The organism is Photobacterium aquimaris (genome assembly GCF_002954455.1).
GTDB lineage: Bacteria > Pseudomonadota > Gammaproteobacteria > Enterobacterales > Vibrionaceae > Photobacterium > Photobacterium aquimaris.
Genome location: NZ_MSCC01000003.1, coordinates 169914 through 185595, shown reverse-complemented (window position 1 = coordinate 185595; position 15682 = coordinate 169914). Strand labels below are relative to the sequence as shown.

Below are 15682 nucleotides of genomic sequence, written 5' to 3'. Positions count from 1 at the left end.
CCTTATTACTACTGGCCTTTTTTAATCGCCTCAATATCTGCAGCTTGTACGGTTTCTTTGGTATTGTTTCCCCAAGCATTTCGCTCATAGGTAATCACCGCAGCTAATTCTTTCAGGCTTAATTGCGGACCAAATGCTTGCATTGCGGTGCCCGTACTACCATGAACCACAATCTTGATATGCTCAGTTTTTTGCTTGGGATCAATCGACATTCCCTGTCCGGCTAATGCTGGAAATGCACCAGGGATCCCTTCGCCATTGGCTTGGTGACACATTGCACAACGACTGTTATAGGTTTTTTCACCCAACGCCATCAGTTCATCCATGGGCATCACCATATCCAATAATTGTTGTTCTTGCTCTCGTGCTTGGCGTTGTGTCGCTTGCGTTTGCTGCAGCCATTGATCGTATTCGGCTTGTGGTTTTGCAATCACTACAATTGGCATAAAACCATGATCTTTACCGCACAGCTCAGCACACTGACCGCGATAAATACCCGGCTCATCAATACGCGTCCATGCTTCATTAATAAAGCCGGGGTTAGCGTCTTTTTTGACTGCAAACGCTGGTACCCACCATGAGTGGATCACGTCTTGCGAAGTAATTAAAAAGCGGATTTTTTTACCGATTGGTACCACTAAGGGGTAATCAACTTCTAATAAATAATTAGCCCGTTTAGGTCGCAGGTTGTCAATTTGAGCAGCACTCGTGGCAAGGTGCGAATAAAATTCAACATCTTGATCAAAATAGCGGTAATGCCATTTCCACTGGGAACCGGTAACTTGAATGGTGAGATCTGATTTAGACGGATCTTCCATGGCTAATAATGTTTTAGTGGCAGGAATGGCCATCAAAATCAAAATAACAAACGGAATTATTGTCCAAATAATTTCAACTTTGGTGCTTTCATGAAAAGAAGCAGCAACAGCACCCTTTGATTTTCGATGGTGAAAAATAGACCAAAACATGGCTCCAAACACCACTACCCCGATAGCAATGCAGATATACAGAATCGTCATATGTAAACCAAAAACATCTTGGCTTATTGCCGTAACGCCTGGTGTCATATTAAGTTGTATGGTTTCACCTAGCAGTGGTGCTGAAAATAGGATTAACCCACTACTGCCGATCAGTTTACGTACCATCGTTCTGACCTCCTTTGTCGACTACAGCTTGCCTTACCCTGCACATACCGCGACAAATTCACCCGCCCGCAGCAAAGCTAAAATAACATTCCTCTACATTTAACTTAGGCACTAAACAGCAATAGCGCAAAAAATCACCAATAAATAATTACTAACAATTCACTAGATAAGCCAATGATATAAGTAACAAAATAGTCATAAATCATTTTACGAGACAAAAAAAAGCGCAGCTAATGCGCTACGCTTGTTTGGTGTCTACTCAATCTGTCGTTAGCGGATAGTTACATCCAATCCGCGTTACGAATCACGCCAACAGCAATACCTTCAATGGTTAAGCTCTGGTGTTCTAAATTCACTTCAATCGGTGAAAATTCTTCGTTTTCAGCATGAAGCAGCACTTTTATGCCTTGCTTATCAAGTCGTTTAACAGTGACTTCATCATCAACACGAGCAACAACGACCTGACCATTGTGTACATCTTGAGTTTTATGTACCGCCAGCAAATCACCATCCATAATGCCGATGTTTTTCATGCTCATACCATTTACACGCAATAAGAAATCGGCGCGTGGTTTAAACAAGGTTGGATCAACCTCATAATGCGCTTCAACATGCTCTTGGGCTAAAATAGGTTCACCTGCGGCCACACGACCAATTAACGGTAAGCCTTTTTCTTCTGTTATATCGTCGGCAATTAATAACCGAATCCCACGAGAGGCACCAGGAATTATTTCTAGTACACCTTTACGGGCTAAAGCTTTTAAATGTTCTTCTGCCGCATTGGCAGAACGGAAACCAAGTTCACGAGCGATTTCGGCACGTGTTGGTGGCATTCCACAGTCATCAATCTTTGCTTTGATAAGATCAAAGACTTGTTGTTGTCGCGGCGTTAACGGCTTCATGAGTCACCTGTCTTTTTATACAGTTGCTGTGAGTATATCCAGTGTTCAAAGACAATAAAAGCCAATTGTTTACGAAAACAGCAATTTGACTAGGAATTCAAAGCCATTCAGTCACTTGGATTAAAAAAATATAATGCTATTATTTGTAGCAATAATTCCAACAGAATCAATCATCTTTCATTAACTGGTCATGCCAGATCGTTTTTCAATCCAAAAGTTGTCATAAAAATAAACCATGACTTAGTCAAAAAAGTGGTATTTTAGCTCTTATTTACCGCATATCTCCTGCATGAAAGCGTTTTTTTTCTGCTATTGTGCAGTGTATTAAGGTTCAGAGGCTAATTATATCTATGTCAAGCGGGCAGAAAATCTATCAACAATTATTAAAATTGCCACTTTCTTTGTTGGTAAAACCTCATTCGATTCCATCTGATCCAGTTGCTGATTTAGAACTCGATTTAGCACGCCCAATCGTCTATATATTGCCGTACCGTTCTAATACTGATCTATTAACTCTACGTAGCAGTGCGCTAGCATCAGGTTTACCTGATCCACTATCGCCGTTAGACATTAATGGCCAATCATTTCCACGTTGTGTTTGCGTTGCTGAAAGCCCAAGTATTTTTGGCAATAAAGCCGGGCTTCCACAAGATTCAATTACGCTATTTTGTGATTTATTAGAATTACATAAACAAGATAGCGAATTAAATATTCAGTTGATCCCTGCGTCGATTTTATGGGGTCGAGCACCGGGTAAAGAATCAAAAACTAAGCCTATTTTACGCCCTCTAAATGGCCCTAAAAAAACCTGGGCTATTTTAGGTCATGGTCGAGATTGCTTAGTCCGTTTGAGTACTCCGGTATCTTTACGCTATATGGCTGATAACCACGGTACTGATGATGCGATTGCACAAAAATTAGCGCGAGTGGCTAAGATTCACTTTTCACGTCAATTACTCGCGACATCAGGACCACGATTGCCAGATCGTAAACAACTTTTCAAACGCTTATTAGCATCAAAAGCGATTGATAAAGTGGTACAAGAAGAAGCATTAAGCCGCCAAGTACCAGTAGAAAAAGTTCGTCGTGAAGCAATTGCAATGATGGAAGAAATTGCAGCTGATTTTTCTTATCCATTAATTAAAAATGGTGAGCGTTTCTTAGGTTGGTTGTGGAACAAACTCTACCAAGGTCTGAGTATTACCAATGCGCAGCGTATTCGTCGTTTAGCGCAAGATGGTCATGAAATTGTGTATGTGCCTTGTCACCGTAGCCACATGGATTACTTGCTACTGTCTTATGTTTTGTACCAAGAAGGCTTAGTACCACCGCATATTGCTGCAGGTATTAATCTTAACTTCTTTCCTGCCGGACCTATTTTCCGCCGTGGTGGTGCATTCTTTATTCGTCGTAGTTTTAAAGGTGACCGCCTTTATTCAACCGTTTTCCGTGAATATCTAGCGCAGTTATTTGCTAAAGGTTATTCAGTTGAATATTTCAGTGAAGGTGGACGCTCACGTACAGGCCGCTTACTTCCTGCCAAAACGGGCATGCTATCAATGACAATTCAGGCGATGTTACGTGGCTTGAATCGCCCGGTAACCTTAGTGCCAGTTTACATTGGTTATGAGCATGTAATGGAAGTCGGTACCTATGCCAAAGAACTGCAAGGCAAGCGCAAAGAAAAAGAAAATGTTGGCCAAGTGCTGCGTACTCTGCGTAAATTACGCAACTTTGGCAAAGGTTACGTTAACTTTGGTGAGCCATTATCACTGAACCAGTATTTAAATGATAACGTGCCTAATTGGCATCAAGACATCAACCCAATCGAACCACCACGTCCAGGTTGGTTATCACCGGTGGTGAATGATTTAGCGGTTAAAATGATGACACATATTAATGATGCTGCCGCAACTAATGCCCTGACGCTATGTGCTCTAGCACTACTGTCATCGCGTCAACGCGCATTAAGTCGTAGCTCATTAGAACAACAAATTGAATGTTACCTTGAATTACTACGTAATGCGCCGTATTCAAAACATTGCACCACGCCAAAAGATAACGCGACCCAGATGGTCGATCATGCAATTACCATGGATAAGTTTTTGGTTGAGCGTGATGTGTTAGGTGAAATCATTTCGCTTGATCGTGAACAATCAATCTTAATGACCTACTATCGCAACAATATTATCCATTTATTTGCGCTGCCATCATTGATTGCTCACATCGTGGTACAACAGCAATCTTTAACCCGCACAGAGATTCATCAGCAGGTCGAGTTACTATATCCATTCCTAAAAGCAGAGTTATTCTTACGCTTTGATAATGAACAGTTACCACAAGAAATTGATCGTTTAATTGCTGAACTCGTGCGCCAACGATTGCTGCTGGTTAATAATGAAACTATTGCGATTAATAATGCCCGTATTGGTCCATTACAACTATTAGCACGCACCATTACTGAAACCTTGCAGCGTTATGCTATTGCACTGACATTATTAAATGCTGATCCACAATTGCCAAAAACAGATTTAGAGCAACACAGTCAAGTTCTGGCACAACGTTTAAGTCGTTTACATGGCATTAATGCACCAGAGTTCTTTGATAAAGGTGTATTTAGTACACTCGTTAAAACTCTGCGTAGTGAAGGCTATCTCAACAATGAGTGCCACGCAGTAACAGCCCCCGTCGAGCAACTGGCTGGGTTGCTAACTTCATTGATTTCACCAGAAGTAAGATTAACCATTCAAGCAGTGATGCACCCTGATGAAGAGTTAACTAACGACTAATTATCAGCAACAAAAAAGCGCCGTTAGGCGCTTTTTTTATGCTTAAATCTTATTATCAACACTTAACATCAATAAATTTAGCTATCAATGCTATTGCCATAACACACTCAAGCTAATACCGATAAAAATCACCATACCAACGTAATTATTATTTAAAAATGCTTTAAAGCATTGTTCTCGCTGGCGACTTTGAATCAACATTTGTTGATAAACAAACAATGCCGATGCCAATAATAGCGCCCAATAATAACATTGACTAAGCTGTAACATTCCGCCAACAATAATCAGTAACATAATCGTTGCTAGCTGTAATAATCCAACAATTAATTTATCAAACCGGCCAAAAAGAATCGCTGTCGATTTAATCCCGACTTTAAGATCATCATCACGATCGACCATCGCATATAGCGTATCGTAGGCAATCGTCCACAAAATATTAGCCACAAATAATAACCATGCCACAGCAGGTAATGCACCGGATTGAGCGGCATAAGCCATTGGAATTGACCACCCAAATGCAGCTCCTAATACCAATTGTGGTAAATGGGTATAACGCTTCATAAATGGATAAGCCGCAGCCAGTATCACCGCTACCACTGATAACATGATAGTGAGAGTATTCATGGTTAGTACAAGTAAAAAAGACACTAATACCAATAAGCTGAATAATCCTAATGCTTCTCGTTCAGATACTTTTCCTGATGGCATTGGTCGGTTTGCAGTACGTTTTACATGACCATCGACATTACGATCTGCAAAATCATTGATCACACATCCTGCGGCGCGCATAAACACCACTCCAAGCACAAATACCAGCAACACATCAGTTTTAGGTAAATCATCTGCTGCTAAAAATAATGCCCATAACGTTGGCCATAATAATAATAAACTGCCGATCGGACGATCAAAGCGAGCTAACTGCCAAAAGGCTCTGGCTTTGGTGATTTCTAACATCCATTTTCCTTAGCATATACTGGTGATTGAGTTAAAAATAATTCTGCCACCAGCATTGGCTTATCATTGATCCATAATCGAGAACGACGCGCCCATCGTGGCTGCTGTTGAGTGCCGAGATTGGCCACTTCTAGTGCATCGCGGCGTGAATTTTTAGTATTAAAAACACGATAACCTAATGGACTATTGCCAAGATCGACAAGATCTTGTTCCTTACCACTTAAAGTTGTCATCGGAATCAATGTGCGTGCAAACACCCACGGCTGTTGATCACCATAAAGTATCACTTTTCGCTCTAAGCAATCACTATCACCAATCAGTTCCCGTTCCATCATGGATAAGTGATCATTACTGATAATTGTTTGTGCTAATACCGTCACCGTAAAGTGTTGGCAATATTGTGCCAAACGACGTGACAATGATTCAGACTCTAGCAACCAAGCTCCATGCGAAGTTTGCTCTAATGCCCATGATTGAACCGAGTGCCATTTAGCACCCTGAATCAAAGGACTGTACAACTGATTGAATTCAGACATTTTTTATACTACAAAATTAACATATACGTGATCAAAATACTTGGTTGAAAGCGGTTAATTTATTACCATATTGATCTGCTATTGTAGCAAGAGGTTATGAGTTCGAATATCGTTTACCTTAGTAGATTACACCTTGTTAAGCCTAAATGTCCCTAACTGCATGAGTATAATCATGAAAAAAACTGTTTTTATAGCGCGTTTATTGATGGCGATAACATTAATCTCGCCAACCACTTATGCAAAACCGCCACCAAATAGTGCGACTCAGTCAAATATTACCTACTACACCTTAGCGCCAGATATCACCACTAACTATGTCATTGACGGTAATCGACTCGGCTATATTCGGCTCCAAGTTGACTTAATGATCACTGATAATAGCCAACTCATCAATATTGAACATCATGCCCCTTTAATTCGCGATACCATTATTAGCATCATCAGCCAACAGTCAGAGCAACAAATAAAATCATTGACTAGGCGAGAAAAAATTCGCCAATTAAGTAAACAAAAAATCAACCAACTATTAGTTGCAGAAACAGGCCATGCTGCGATCAATGAGCTGTTATTTACTAAATACTTATATCAGTAATTGCAGCCACAAAAAAAGCGCCTAGCGGCGCTTTTTGGTCAATATAGTTATCAACAATTATTAGGCTGCGGCAATTGCCATTTGAGTTTAGCGATCAGTAATATAGTCACCAATTAACTGTTGCTGGGCTGTGGTTAAATACAAGCCTAACTTACTCCGTCGCCATAAAGCATCAGTGGCAGTCTGGACAAACTCATGGGCAATCAGGTAATCAAGTTCACACTGATAAACCCCCTCCCCAAAATGTTGTCCCATATCTACTTCATCATTAATATCAGCAAAGAGTATATCAACACACGAACCATAATTATGTGCCATACGCTGGCAGGTGAATTCGTCTAACCACGGATATTGTAGCTGTAAGCATGCAGCTAACTTATCGCCATCAAAATCAGCGCTACCACCGGGTAAATAACTGTCTTTGGTCCATGGCGAGCCCATCTTGGTGTAAAAAGGAGCCAATTTTGCCAAAGCAGATTCAGCTAACTTACGGTAAGTGGTTAGCTTGCCACCAAACACCGACAATAATGGTGCTTCATCGGCTTGTTGTTCAAGCTCGAGCGTATAGTCACGAGTCACAGCCTGTGGTGAGTCCGATTCATCATCACATAATGGCCTTACACCACTCCAACTCCATACCACATCGTCACGTTGACATTGATGAACGAAATGGTTGTTATACACCTCAAGTAAGTAATCAATTTCCTGATCATCAATCGCGACATCGCGCGGATCACCATGATATTCAACATCAGTGGTGCCAATAACAGAGAAGCGATCTAAATACGGAATCACAAACACAATACGATTATCTTCGTTCTGAAGAATATAAGCTTGAGGTTGATCATGAACCCGCGGTACCACAATATGTGAGCCTTTAATTAACCGAATATTACGTGGCGATGTTAAGTCAGTACTATGATCATAAAATGATTTCACCCACGGTCCGGTTGCATTAACCAACCCATGCGCACAGCGCTGAAAAGTTATTCCAGTTAACACTTCTTTAATGGTCACCCGCCATATATCGCCTTCACGCTCAGCTTTTTCAACTCGGCAACGATTACGCACTTCAGCACCATGACTCGCCGCTTCCATAGCATTTAAAATCACTAACCGCGCATCATCAACCCAACAATCAGAATATTCAAAGCCTTGCTTTATGGTTGGCACCAGTACTGTTTCAGCGCCAAACGATAATCCTTTACTGGCTGGTAAAGTGGTACGTTTACCAAGATGATCATATAAAAATAATCCTGCTCGAATCATCCATGCAGGACGCAAATGAGGTTGGTGTGGTAGCCGAAAACGCATTGGCTTAGCAATATGAGGGGCCTTTTTTAATAATACTTCACGCTCTGCCAAAGCTTCAGCTACTAATCGAAACTCATAATGCTCAAGATAACGTAATCCACCATGGATCAACTTTGAACTTGCTGATGATGTCGCAGAAGCAAAATCATTCGCCTCATAAAGACCGACGCTCAGTCCGCGGCCCGCAGCATCAGCCGCAATACCAGTACCATTAATACCACCACCAATTACGATGAGATCCAAAATTTGACTATTGTCGAGGTTGTTTAATGGTACTGTCATTATGTTCACATCCATCCAAATAACATAACAAAACGAACCTTAAACGCTCGTTCGAAACATATAGTGTGATAATAGCGTATATATTGATCTAATCCAGCACCGGTTAAGATTGTTGTGACATAAGTTTGATCATTAGCGCAAATTTGGCTTTTACTGCAATTGCGGATAAAAAAATGGGCTTCTATAACAGAAGCCCGTAATAAGTATCAGTGCCAATCTTGATGAGGGTTTACACCACCACCTCAAAATGGGTTTCATTTTGCTGTAACTGTTCAAGCAAACTTGCAGGTGGTAACTGATCGGTAAATAACATATCAACTTGACTAATATTGCCTAAGTTCACCATCGCATTGCGACCAAACTTGGTATGATCCACACCAAGCATTACACAACGGCTATTTTCAATGATCGCTTGTTTAACCCGTACTTCATGGTAATCAAAATCTAGCAGTGAGCCGTCAAGATCAATGCCACTGATGCCTAAAATGCCGAAATCCAATCGAAACTGTGACACAAAATCAAGCGTCGCTTCACCAACAATGCCACCATCACGATTGCGAACCTCACCACCAGCCAAAATAACCCGAAAATCTTCTTTAGCCATCAACAAACTAGCGACATTAAGATTATTGGTCACAATCCGTAAGTCGTTGTGGTTCATTAATGCGCGCGCAACTGCCTCTGGTGTGGTACCAATATCAATAAATAACGTTGCACCATCGGGAATATGCCTCACTAATGCTTGAGCAATGCGATCTTTTTGTTCCAACTGTAATACTTGGCGAGTGCTATAAGCAGTATTGACTGAGCTGGAAGGGATCGTCGCCCCACCATGATGACGACGAATTTTATTTTCATCAGCCAGCTCATTAAGATCACGACGAATAGTTTGCGGACTGACGTTAAATCGTGCCACAAGATCGTCGGTACTGACGTATCCCTGGCTCATGACTAAATCAATAATTTCTTGATGACGTTTACTTTGCTTCACGGCTGGAAAGCTCCTATCTATACCTGCCATACTCAGCAATGAAAGGTAATAAAAACAAGGCTTCGCCAATGCGAAGCCTTTTTATATTACTCACAGCTTTACTAAGAAGCCAAACTTAATCAGCCACTTTGTTGCTGTAACTCAAGTTACTGTTGCTGATAGGCCTTCTTTTCACCAGCCATGGTGATAAATAATAAAAAAGAAAATCGCCAATCATCATTACGGTCGTTTGAGGATTTAACGCGAAAAAACTATGCTTTAGGCTTGATAAATTTGGCATCGATTAAAGCAATCGCACAACCGGTTAACAGTCCCATTAGATGAGCCATATTCGCAATCGCAATCCCAGCAGGCTCTGCAAAACCAATGATAAGCCACACCAACATAAACACCACGTAAGAGCGAGCAATCACTAACCCACGCTGTGGCGCTAGCCAGCCCATCCACCAAATATAACCTAATAAAGCATAAACGACGCCAGATAAACCGCCAAAATTAGGCCCATCCAGCCAAAATTGACCAAAACCAGAAATCAATGATGAGATAAGAAACAGTTGTACTAGTTTAGCTGAACCACTATGACGCTCAATTTGTCCACCTAATAGCCACCACCATAGACAGTTAAAAATCACATGCAAAGCGGAAAAATGCAGTAATGCATGGCTGAAGTAGCGCCATAACTGCCACTGATCACCATTCATAAATGGAAAATGAAACCAATCAAACAGTAGCGATTCAAATCCAAGTAACCACAGACCATAAAGTACTAGCGATACCACCATCACCGTCAGTGTAAATGGTCCTGCTTGTGCTTTGACCATAGAGATCAAGCTTGGGCTCGAGTAATCAAATTTTGCGGTACGACTTTCTGCTACTTGCCATGATGCTTCTTGGTATTTGCTATTATTAGGATCAGCAATAAACGCATTCAATTCAGCTTCAGCTTCAATCAAGTATTGGCTATCTTGCAACCATAACGCAAATTTACCCTCAGGCTCTGGCGCTAAAGTCAGTTCAATACCCCGTGAAGCCATATAATCAATAAATGCTTGCGCATGACGAGGGTTATAAAATTCAGCTAAGCGATGCATAGTTATCACTCTTATAGATAAGAACTTTTAAGTATTAAACACCCGTTGTAGTTACATCAATAGTAACCACCCGCTGTTTATTACTTATTTTATCAATGGCAAACTTAACTAAGCTTGTACCATAGGTAATGCTTCACGACGCCAAGCCTCAAAGCCACCATCAACACTATACACTTGCTCATAGCCTTGATTTGCCAAATACTGCGCAGCCCCTTGACTGCTGACACCGTGATAACACATCACTAATACTGGCTGTTCAAAATCGACCTCATCCATAAATGCCACCATGGTGTCATTGGTTAAATGAAATGCCCTTTCAGCATGCGCGGCAGCATAAGATTGAGGATCACGAATATCGACCAGCACCGCCTCAGGGTGCTGTAATAACTGCTGCGCATCGTGAACTGAAAGATGTTGAAACTGTTCCATATTATTTCCTTTTAATGATCCTATAAAGACAATAAGTTATGCCAGCAGCCACGATTGCGCTCAGCAATGACAACGGATCGCCATCACATGATCCTGACACTGGGTTCGCCAAAATAATGCATTTACGATCATTGTACCTTAGCTTAACTTGGGTATCTTCCCCCAAAAAAATAGGGTTTTATCCACAATATAATCGCCCTCATTAAGGACAACACTTCAATCGCGACAAGGACTTGTCGCTGATAACACTACCATAGCGAATACAAAGTAATCAGTTGTGGAAAAGCCTGTGGATTGCGTTGATAATGTGGTTGCTAATAAAAAGATCCACTACATGTAGATCGGATCCTAATATAAGCTGTGGATAAGTTGATTAAACATACACATATCTATACACAAACGTGACTTATAACACATAAAATCATGCAGATAACTCACTCACCAACCATGGGGATTATCTGCCAGTAGTGAGGACGATCAACAGCTATAAAAAAACCGACACTAAGGTCGGTTTCTCAATCATTAACACCAGTGATCTATCAGTAAAAATCACCCACCGCTTCTTTTAACTTTTTCATGGCGTTTTTTTCTAACTGACGAATACGCTCAGCTGATACCCCATAATTGTCGGCTAAATCTTGCAGAGTTGATTTTTGATCATCTAACCAACGTGAACGAACAATGTGTTGGCTACGCTCATCTAAACTGGCCAATGCTTGTGACAGACGATTATTAGCATGATTTTCCCAATTATTTTCTTCATAACTCAAGGCAACATCTGAGCCTTTATCTTCAAGGAAATAAGCGGGAGCCATCGGAGTTGAATCACGTTCATCATCATCATTTTGCATTTCAAACGTTGGATCTTGCGCCGCTAAACGTGATTCCATCTCACGTACTTCAGCAGGTTCAACACCTAACTGTTCAGCAACCATGTTTACTTCATCGTTATTAAACCAACCTAAGCGCTTTTTTGACTTACGCAAATTAAAAAATAATTTACGCTGTGCTTTAGTGGTGGCGACTTTTACTATGCGCCAATTTCGTAACACATACTCATGGATCTCAGCTTTGATCCAATGAACAGCAAAAGACACTAACCGCACGCCAACTTCAGGATTAAAACGCTTAACAGCCTTCATCAAGCCAATATTGCCTTCTTGGATCAAGTCAGCAATCGGTAATCCATAGCCAGAATAACCACGAGCAATGTGTACCACGAATCGCAAATGGGACATCACTAACGCTTTTGCCGCGTTAATATCGCCGTCATAGTGCAGCGCTTCAGCCAACTCTTTCTCACGCTCAGGCGTTAGCATTGGATAACGGTTTACAGTCTGAATATAACTTTCAAGACTATCCGCCGAAACTAGAACTAATTTCGACATCTCATTTGACATTCGAAAACCTCGTGTAATTTTTGTGCGATCACAACGGTTATTGAGCACATGCTATCGTTGTGTGAACCGACAATGATGCCTGTAAACATAGTTCAAATGCAAGTCGAAGCGCAAATATATATGCTTATAAGCATCACTTTTTCTTATCATACTGTTTTAAAACTATGAACAATAATCGTTATACAGGTTTAATTTCACGTAAATGGCGTCCAGCAGCAAGACGAGCAGCCATTAAGCCAAGGAAGGTTGCTACCATAACCATGATCAGACTTTCATCCCAATTTAAACCCAACATTCTAAAATGACTGCCATACAAATCAGATAATTTGGCAACCGCATCACCTAATAACAGTGTGACACCTTGAGTTAATCCCCAGGCAATTAATGCCGCAATCAAGCCATACCAAACACCAACATAAAGATAAGGTCGTAAAATATAGCTATCTGTTGCGCCAACCATCTTCATCACTTGGATTTCGTCTTTATGACTTAACACTTGTAAACGTAAGGTGTTGCCGACAATTAAAAATACCGCAAACAGCATTAAGCCCGACATTAACAGTGCCAAGGCAACGGCTAATTGTTGAATTGCAGCTAGGCGTTGTAACCAGTCTTTATCGAGACGCACTTCAGCAACGTGGTTCTGTTGACCCAATTTTTGCGCTAGTTCATTGGCTTTTGCCGTTGTTTGCCAGTCATTATTAGGTTCAACAATCACTACTGCAGGTAGCGGATTATTTTGCTCATCAAACAAGCTCAGCGCTTTTTCAAAGCCGCCGTTTTGACGGAATTGCTCTAAGCCCTGCTCAGCTGTAATGTATTTAACACTATTAACTTGTGACCAATTTTTAATTTTATCTGCCAACGCCTGGCCATCATCATTACTAGTATTATGCTTTAAATACAAAGTGATCTGGCTTGGGTTTTGCCATGCATCCGCCACAGCTGTAATGTTTTTTGCCATTAAGTAAAACGTACATGGCAAAGTTAACGCGACAGCCAATACCGCTAAAGTTAAAAAATTACCTAAAGGACGACGAAACATGTCTTTTAATGCTGAACTTGCTTGCTGGCGATGAATTGCAAAAAAGCCAATAGATTTACGCGCCATGTGCCAGCTCCCTTAAATTACCTTTATGTAGGTCTAAACGACGATAATCACGGCTGGCCAGCAATGATGTATCATGGGTTGCCATTAATACTGCGACACCAACCCGATTAAATTCTTCAAACAAACGTAATATTTGTTGTGATAACTCAGCATCAAGATTACCGGTTGGCTCATCGGCCAACAATAACATCGGTTTATTGACAATAGCGCGGGCAATGCCAACGCGCTGTTGTTCACCGCCAGATAATTGGATAGGCAAACATTTTGCCTTATCCAATAATCCAACTTTATCCAAAGAAGCACTCACACGACGTTTGATATCATGTTCATTCATTTGTTCAACCCGTAATGGTAGAGCAATATTATCGAAAACACTGCGATCCATTAACAGCTTATGATCTTGAAAAATAATACCAATATTACGGCGCAAAAATGGAATTTGCTTATGTGGCAAACGAGTAATATCGTGACCATTGAACCAAATCTTGCCGTCACTCGGACGCTCAAGGGCACAAATTAATTTCAGCAGCGTACTTTTACCGGCCCCAGAGTGACCAGTAAGAAAAGCCATATCTGCTGGTTTTAGGTGAAAATCTACTTTTTGTAGGGCTTGCCTACCACCACGATAAGCTTTGCTTACCTGCTGAAATCGAATCACTTTATTATTCCTCGCTGCTAAATAACGCTTCTATAAACTCATCGGCCGCAAACGGTCGTAAATCATCAATGCCTTCACCAATACCAATATAACGAATTGGAATATTAAATTGATCAGCAATTGCAAAAATAACACCACCTTTAGCGGTACCATCTAATTTAGTAATGGTGATCCCTGATACTGGCGCCACTTCACTAAATAGTTTTGCCTGACTAATGGCATTTTGACCAGTGCCGGCATCCACTGTCAGCATAATTTCATGCGGTGCTTCTATATCAACTTTCTGCATCACCCGCACGATCTTACGCAACTCTTCCATCAAGTTGCCTTTGTTTTGCAAACGCCCTGCGGTGTCAACAATAACAACATCAACATTTTTGGCTTTTGCTGATTCAATCGCATCAAAAATAACTGATGCGCTATCAGCACCGGTATGCTGAGCGATCACTGGAACATTATTACGCTCCCCCCAGACTTGCAGTTGTTCAACAGCCGCAGCACGGAAAGTATCACCCGCCGCGAGCATCACTGATTTACCTTCTGCCTGGAATTGTTTAGCTAATTTACCGATGGTGGTAGTTTTACCGACACCGTTAACACCAACCATTAAAATAACATATGGCTTTTTGGTCATATCAACCACTAGTGGTTGTTCAACTTTAGCCAACATTTCACCTAGCTCATCTTTCAATAAGCCGTAAAGTGCTTCACCATCATTTAAATCACGACGTGATGCTTTGTCGGTGAGGTTATTAATGATCTTCAGTGTGGTATCCATTCCCACATCGGCAATTAAGAGTTGTTCTTCCAACTCTTCAAATAATTCATCATCAATTTGCTTGCCACGGAATAAACCAAAGAAACCAGCACCAAAATTGGTTTTAGTGCGTTTTAAACCACGCATTAAACGACTAAAAAAGCCTTCTGATTTTGGCTTTTCTTGCTCAACAGCAGTTACAACTGCTGTGTTAGCCTCATCATCCACAGTGATAGTATCATCACTAACATTGGCTTTATCAGCAATATCGGCATTGTTTGTTAGTGATGACTCACCTTCATCATTATCCTCAGTATTTTCTGACTTTTTATTTTCTTCAACGTCGGTATTTAGGTCATCAACACCACTATCGGTAACAATAGTATCGTTTTGATGATCATTTTCTTGCAACGTTGCAGCCAATTGGCGATCATTAGTTTCAGCAATTAATTCCGACTCGATGGGCGTGTCGAGCTCAATGTCATGATTATGATTGGCTTTTACCCCCTCATCGTCAGAGGAATGTGTTGATTTTGGGCTATCAACCGAGCCATCAACTACTGATTGTTCAGTAGCTTGTTCCTTTGATGCGTCGTTATCTTCAGAGCTAAATCCTAGCCATGAAAATAGTCCGCGTTTCTTTTTTTCTGCCATTGGCAAATCCTAGCGCTTGATTGGTACAATTTACGGCCTAAAAACAGGTGTATACTATCATTTTCTTAACGGTCAAA

General features: G+C 41.0%; 14 protein-coding genes. 2 read left to right on the top strand and 12 right to left on the bottom strand.

The features are described 5' to 3' along the window. Positions 1-8 precede the first annotated feature (8 nt). Together coxB and lexA are read right to left on the bottom strand one after the other, a co-directional pair. On the bottom strand, positions 9-1145 hold the full coding sequence (coxB, locus tag BTN98_RS17000) for a cytochrome c oxidase subunit II (RefSeq protein ID WP_060997740.1): 1137 nt from the start codon (positions 1143-1145) through the stop codon (positions 9-11). A 281-nt stretch (positions 1146-1426) separates the two neighbouring features. Beyond that, entirely contained in the window at positions 1427-2047 is a 621-nt protein-coding gene (gene lexA / locus BTN98_RS16995; RefSeq protein WP_060997739.1) for a transcriptional repressor LexA, read from the bottom strand. Between the two features lie 350 nt (positions 2048-2397). Here lexA and plsB point away from each other — a divergent pair, with 350 nt between their 5' ends. Then, positions 2398-4836 carry a glycerol-3-phosphate 1-O-acyltransferase PlsB gene (gene plsB, locus BTN98_RS16990; RefSeq protein ID WP_060997738.1) on the top strand — a complete coding sequence of 813 codons (2439 nt, stop codon included), beginning with the start codon at positions 2398-2400 and terminating at the stop codon, positions 4834-4836. 90 nt (positions 4837-4926) lie between these two features. Here plsB and ubiA read toward each other — a convergent pair whose 3' ends face one another. Together ubiA and BTN98_RS16980 are read right to left on the bottom strand one after the other, a co-directional pair. Then, a complete protein-coding gene (gene ubiA, locus BTN98_RS16985) occupies positions 4927-5790 on the bottom strand; it encodes a 4-hydroxybenzoate octaprenyltransferase (RefSeq protein ID WP_060997737.1) in 864 nt (287 codons plus the stop codon). Next, positions 5784-6326 carry a chorismate--pyruvate lyase family protein gene (locus BTN98_RS16980; RefSeq protein ID WP_060997736.1) on the bottom strand — a complete coding sequence of 181 codons (543 nt, stop codon included), beginning with the start codon at positions 6324-6326 and terminating at the stop codon, positions 5784-5786. The genes ubiA and BTN98_RS16980 overlap by 7 nt, the downstream gene beginning before the upstream one ends. 172 nt (positions 6327-6498) lie before the next feature. On the opposite strand from BTN98_RS16980, the gene BTN98_RS16975 reads away from it, so the two are divergent. After that, positions 6499-6918 (top strand): flagellar basal body-associated protein FliL, encoded by a 420-nt coding sequence (locus BTN98_RS16975; RefSeq protein ID WP_065190239.1) that lies wholly within the window; start codon positions 6499-6501, stop codon positions 6916-6918. Positions 6919-7005: 87 nt separating this feature from the next. Here the strand turns inward: BTN98_RS16975 and glpD are convergent, their stop codons facing one another. The 8 genes from glpD to ftsY all read right to left on the bottom strand — a co-directional run bounded on the left by glpD (position 7006) and on the right by ftsY (position 15605). Then, complete coding sequence (glpD, locus tag BTN98_RS16970; protein ID WP_060997735.1) at positions 7006-8514, bottom strand: glycerol-3-phosphate dehydrogenase; 1509 nt, start codon at positions 8512-8514, stop codon at positions 7006-7008. Positions 8515-8743: 229 nt separating this feature from the next. Continuing rightward, positions 8744-9505 (bottom strand): DeoR/GlpR family transcriptional regulator, encoded by a 762-nt coding sequence (locus BTN98_RS16965; RefSeq protein WP_060997734.1) that lies wholly within the window; start codon positions 9503-9505, stop codon positions 8744-8746. 251 nt (positions 9506-9756) lie between these two features. After that, a complete protein-coding gene (glpG, locus tag BTN98_RS16960) occupies positions 9757-10596 on the bottom strand; it encodes a rhomboid family intramembrane serine protease GlpG (RefSeq protein ID WP_060997733.1) in 840 nt (279 codons plus the stop codon). 108 nt (positions 10597-10704) lie between these two features. Continuing rightward, positions 10705-11025 (bottom strand): thiosulfate sulfurtransferase GlpE, encoded by a 321-nt coding sequence (gene glpE, locus BTN98_RS16955; RefSeq protein WP_060997732.1) that lies wholly within the window; start codon positions 11023-11025, stop codon positions 10705-10707. A gap of 539 nt (positions 11026-11564) precedes the next feature. Then, positions 11565-12425 (bottom strand): RNA polymerase sigma factor RpoH, encoded by an 861-nt coding sequence (rpoH, locus tag BTN98_RS16950; RefSeq protein ID WP_060997731.1) that lies wholly within the window; start codon positions 12423-12425, stop codon positions 11565-11567. 178 nt (positions 12426-12603) lie between these two features. Continuing rightward, positions 12604-13536 (bottom strand): permease-like cell division protein FtsX, encoded by a 933-nt coding sequence (ftsX, locus tag BTN98_RS16945; RefSeq protein ID WP_060997730.1) that lies wholly within the window; start codon positions 13534-13536, stop codon positions 12604-12606. Then, complete coding sequence (gene ftsE, locus BTN98_RS16940) at positions 13526-14194, bottom strand: cell division ATP-binding protein FtsE (protein ID WP_060997729.1); 669 nt, start codon at positions 14192-14194, stop codon at positions 13526-13528. Before ftsE ends, ftsX begins: the two co-directional genes overlap by 11 nt. A 4-nt stretch (positions 14195-14198) precedes the next feature. Beyond that, positions 14199-15605, bottom strand: coding sequence for a signal recognition particle-docking protein FtsY (ftsY, locus tag BTN98_RS16935; protein WP_060997728.1), 1407 nt, complete (start codon positions 15603-15605; stop codon positions 14199-14201). Between the last annotated feature and the right edge of the window lie 77 nt (positions 15606-15682).

What these genes read in the sequence shown, in the direction of transcription:
- coxB (WP_060997740.1), bottom strand. Translation starts at nt 1,145, where the DNA reads ATGGTACGTAAACTGATCGGCAGTAGTGGGTTAATCCTATTTTCAGCA.
- lexA (WP_060997739.1), bottom strand. Translation starts at nt 2,047, where the DNA reads ATGAAGCCGTTAACGCCGCGACAACAACAAGTCTTTGATCTTATCAAA.
- plsB (WP_060997738.1), top strand. Translation starts at nt 2,398, where the DNA reads ATGTCAAGCGGGCAGAAAATCTATCAACAATTATTAAAATTGCCACTT.
- ubiA (WP_060997737.1), bottom strand. Translation starts at nt 5,790, where the DNA reads ATGTTAGAAATCACCAAAGCCAGAGCCTTTTGGCAGTTAGCTCGCTTT.
- BTN98_RS16980 (WP_060997736.1), bottom strand. Translation starts at nt 6,326, where the DNA reads ATGTCTGAATTCAATCAGTTGTACAGTCCTTTGATTCAGGGTGCTAAA.
- BTN98_RS16975 (WP_065190239.1), top strand. Translation starts at nt 6,499, where the DNA reads ATGAAAAAAACTGTTTTTATAGCGCGTTTATTGATGGCGATAACATTA.
- glpD (WP_060997735.1), bottom strand. Translation starts at nt 8,514, where the DNA reads ATGACAGTACCATTAAACAACCTCGACAATAGTCAAATTTTGGATCTC.
- glpG (WP_060997733.1), bottom strand. Translation starts at nt 10,596, where the DNA reads ATGCATCGCTTAGCTGAATTTTATAACCCTCGTCATGCGCAAGCATTT.
- glpE (WP_060997732.1), bottom strand. Translation starts at nt 11,025, where the DNA reads ATGGAACAGTTTCAACATCTTTCAGTTCACGATGCGCAGCAGTTATTA.
- rpoH (WP_060997731.1), bottom strand. Translation starts at nt 12,425, where the DNA reads ATGTCAAATGAGATGTCGAAATTAGTTCTAGTTTCGGCGGATAGTCTT.
- ftsX (WP_060997730.1), bottom strand. Translation starts at nt 13,536, where the DNA reads ATGGCGCGTAAATCTATTGGCTTTTTTGCAATTCATCGCCAGCAAGCA.
- ftsY (WP_060997728.1), bottom strand. Translation starts at nt 15,605, where the DNA reads ATGGCAGAAAAAAAGAAACGCGGACTATTTTCATGGCTAGGATTTAGC.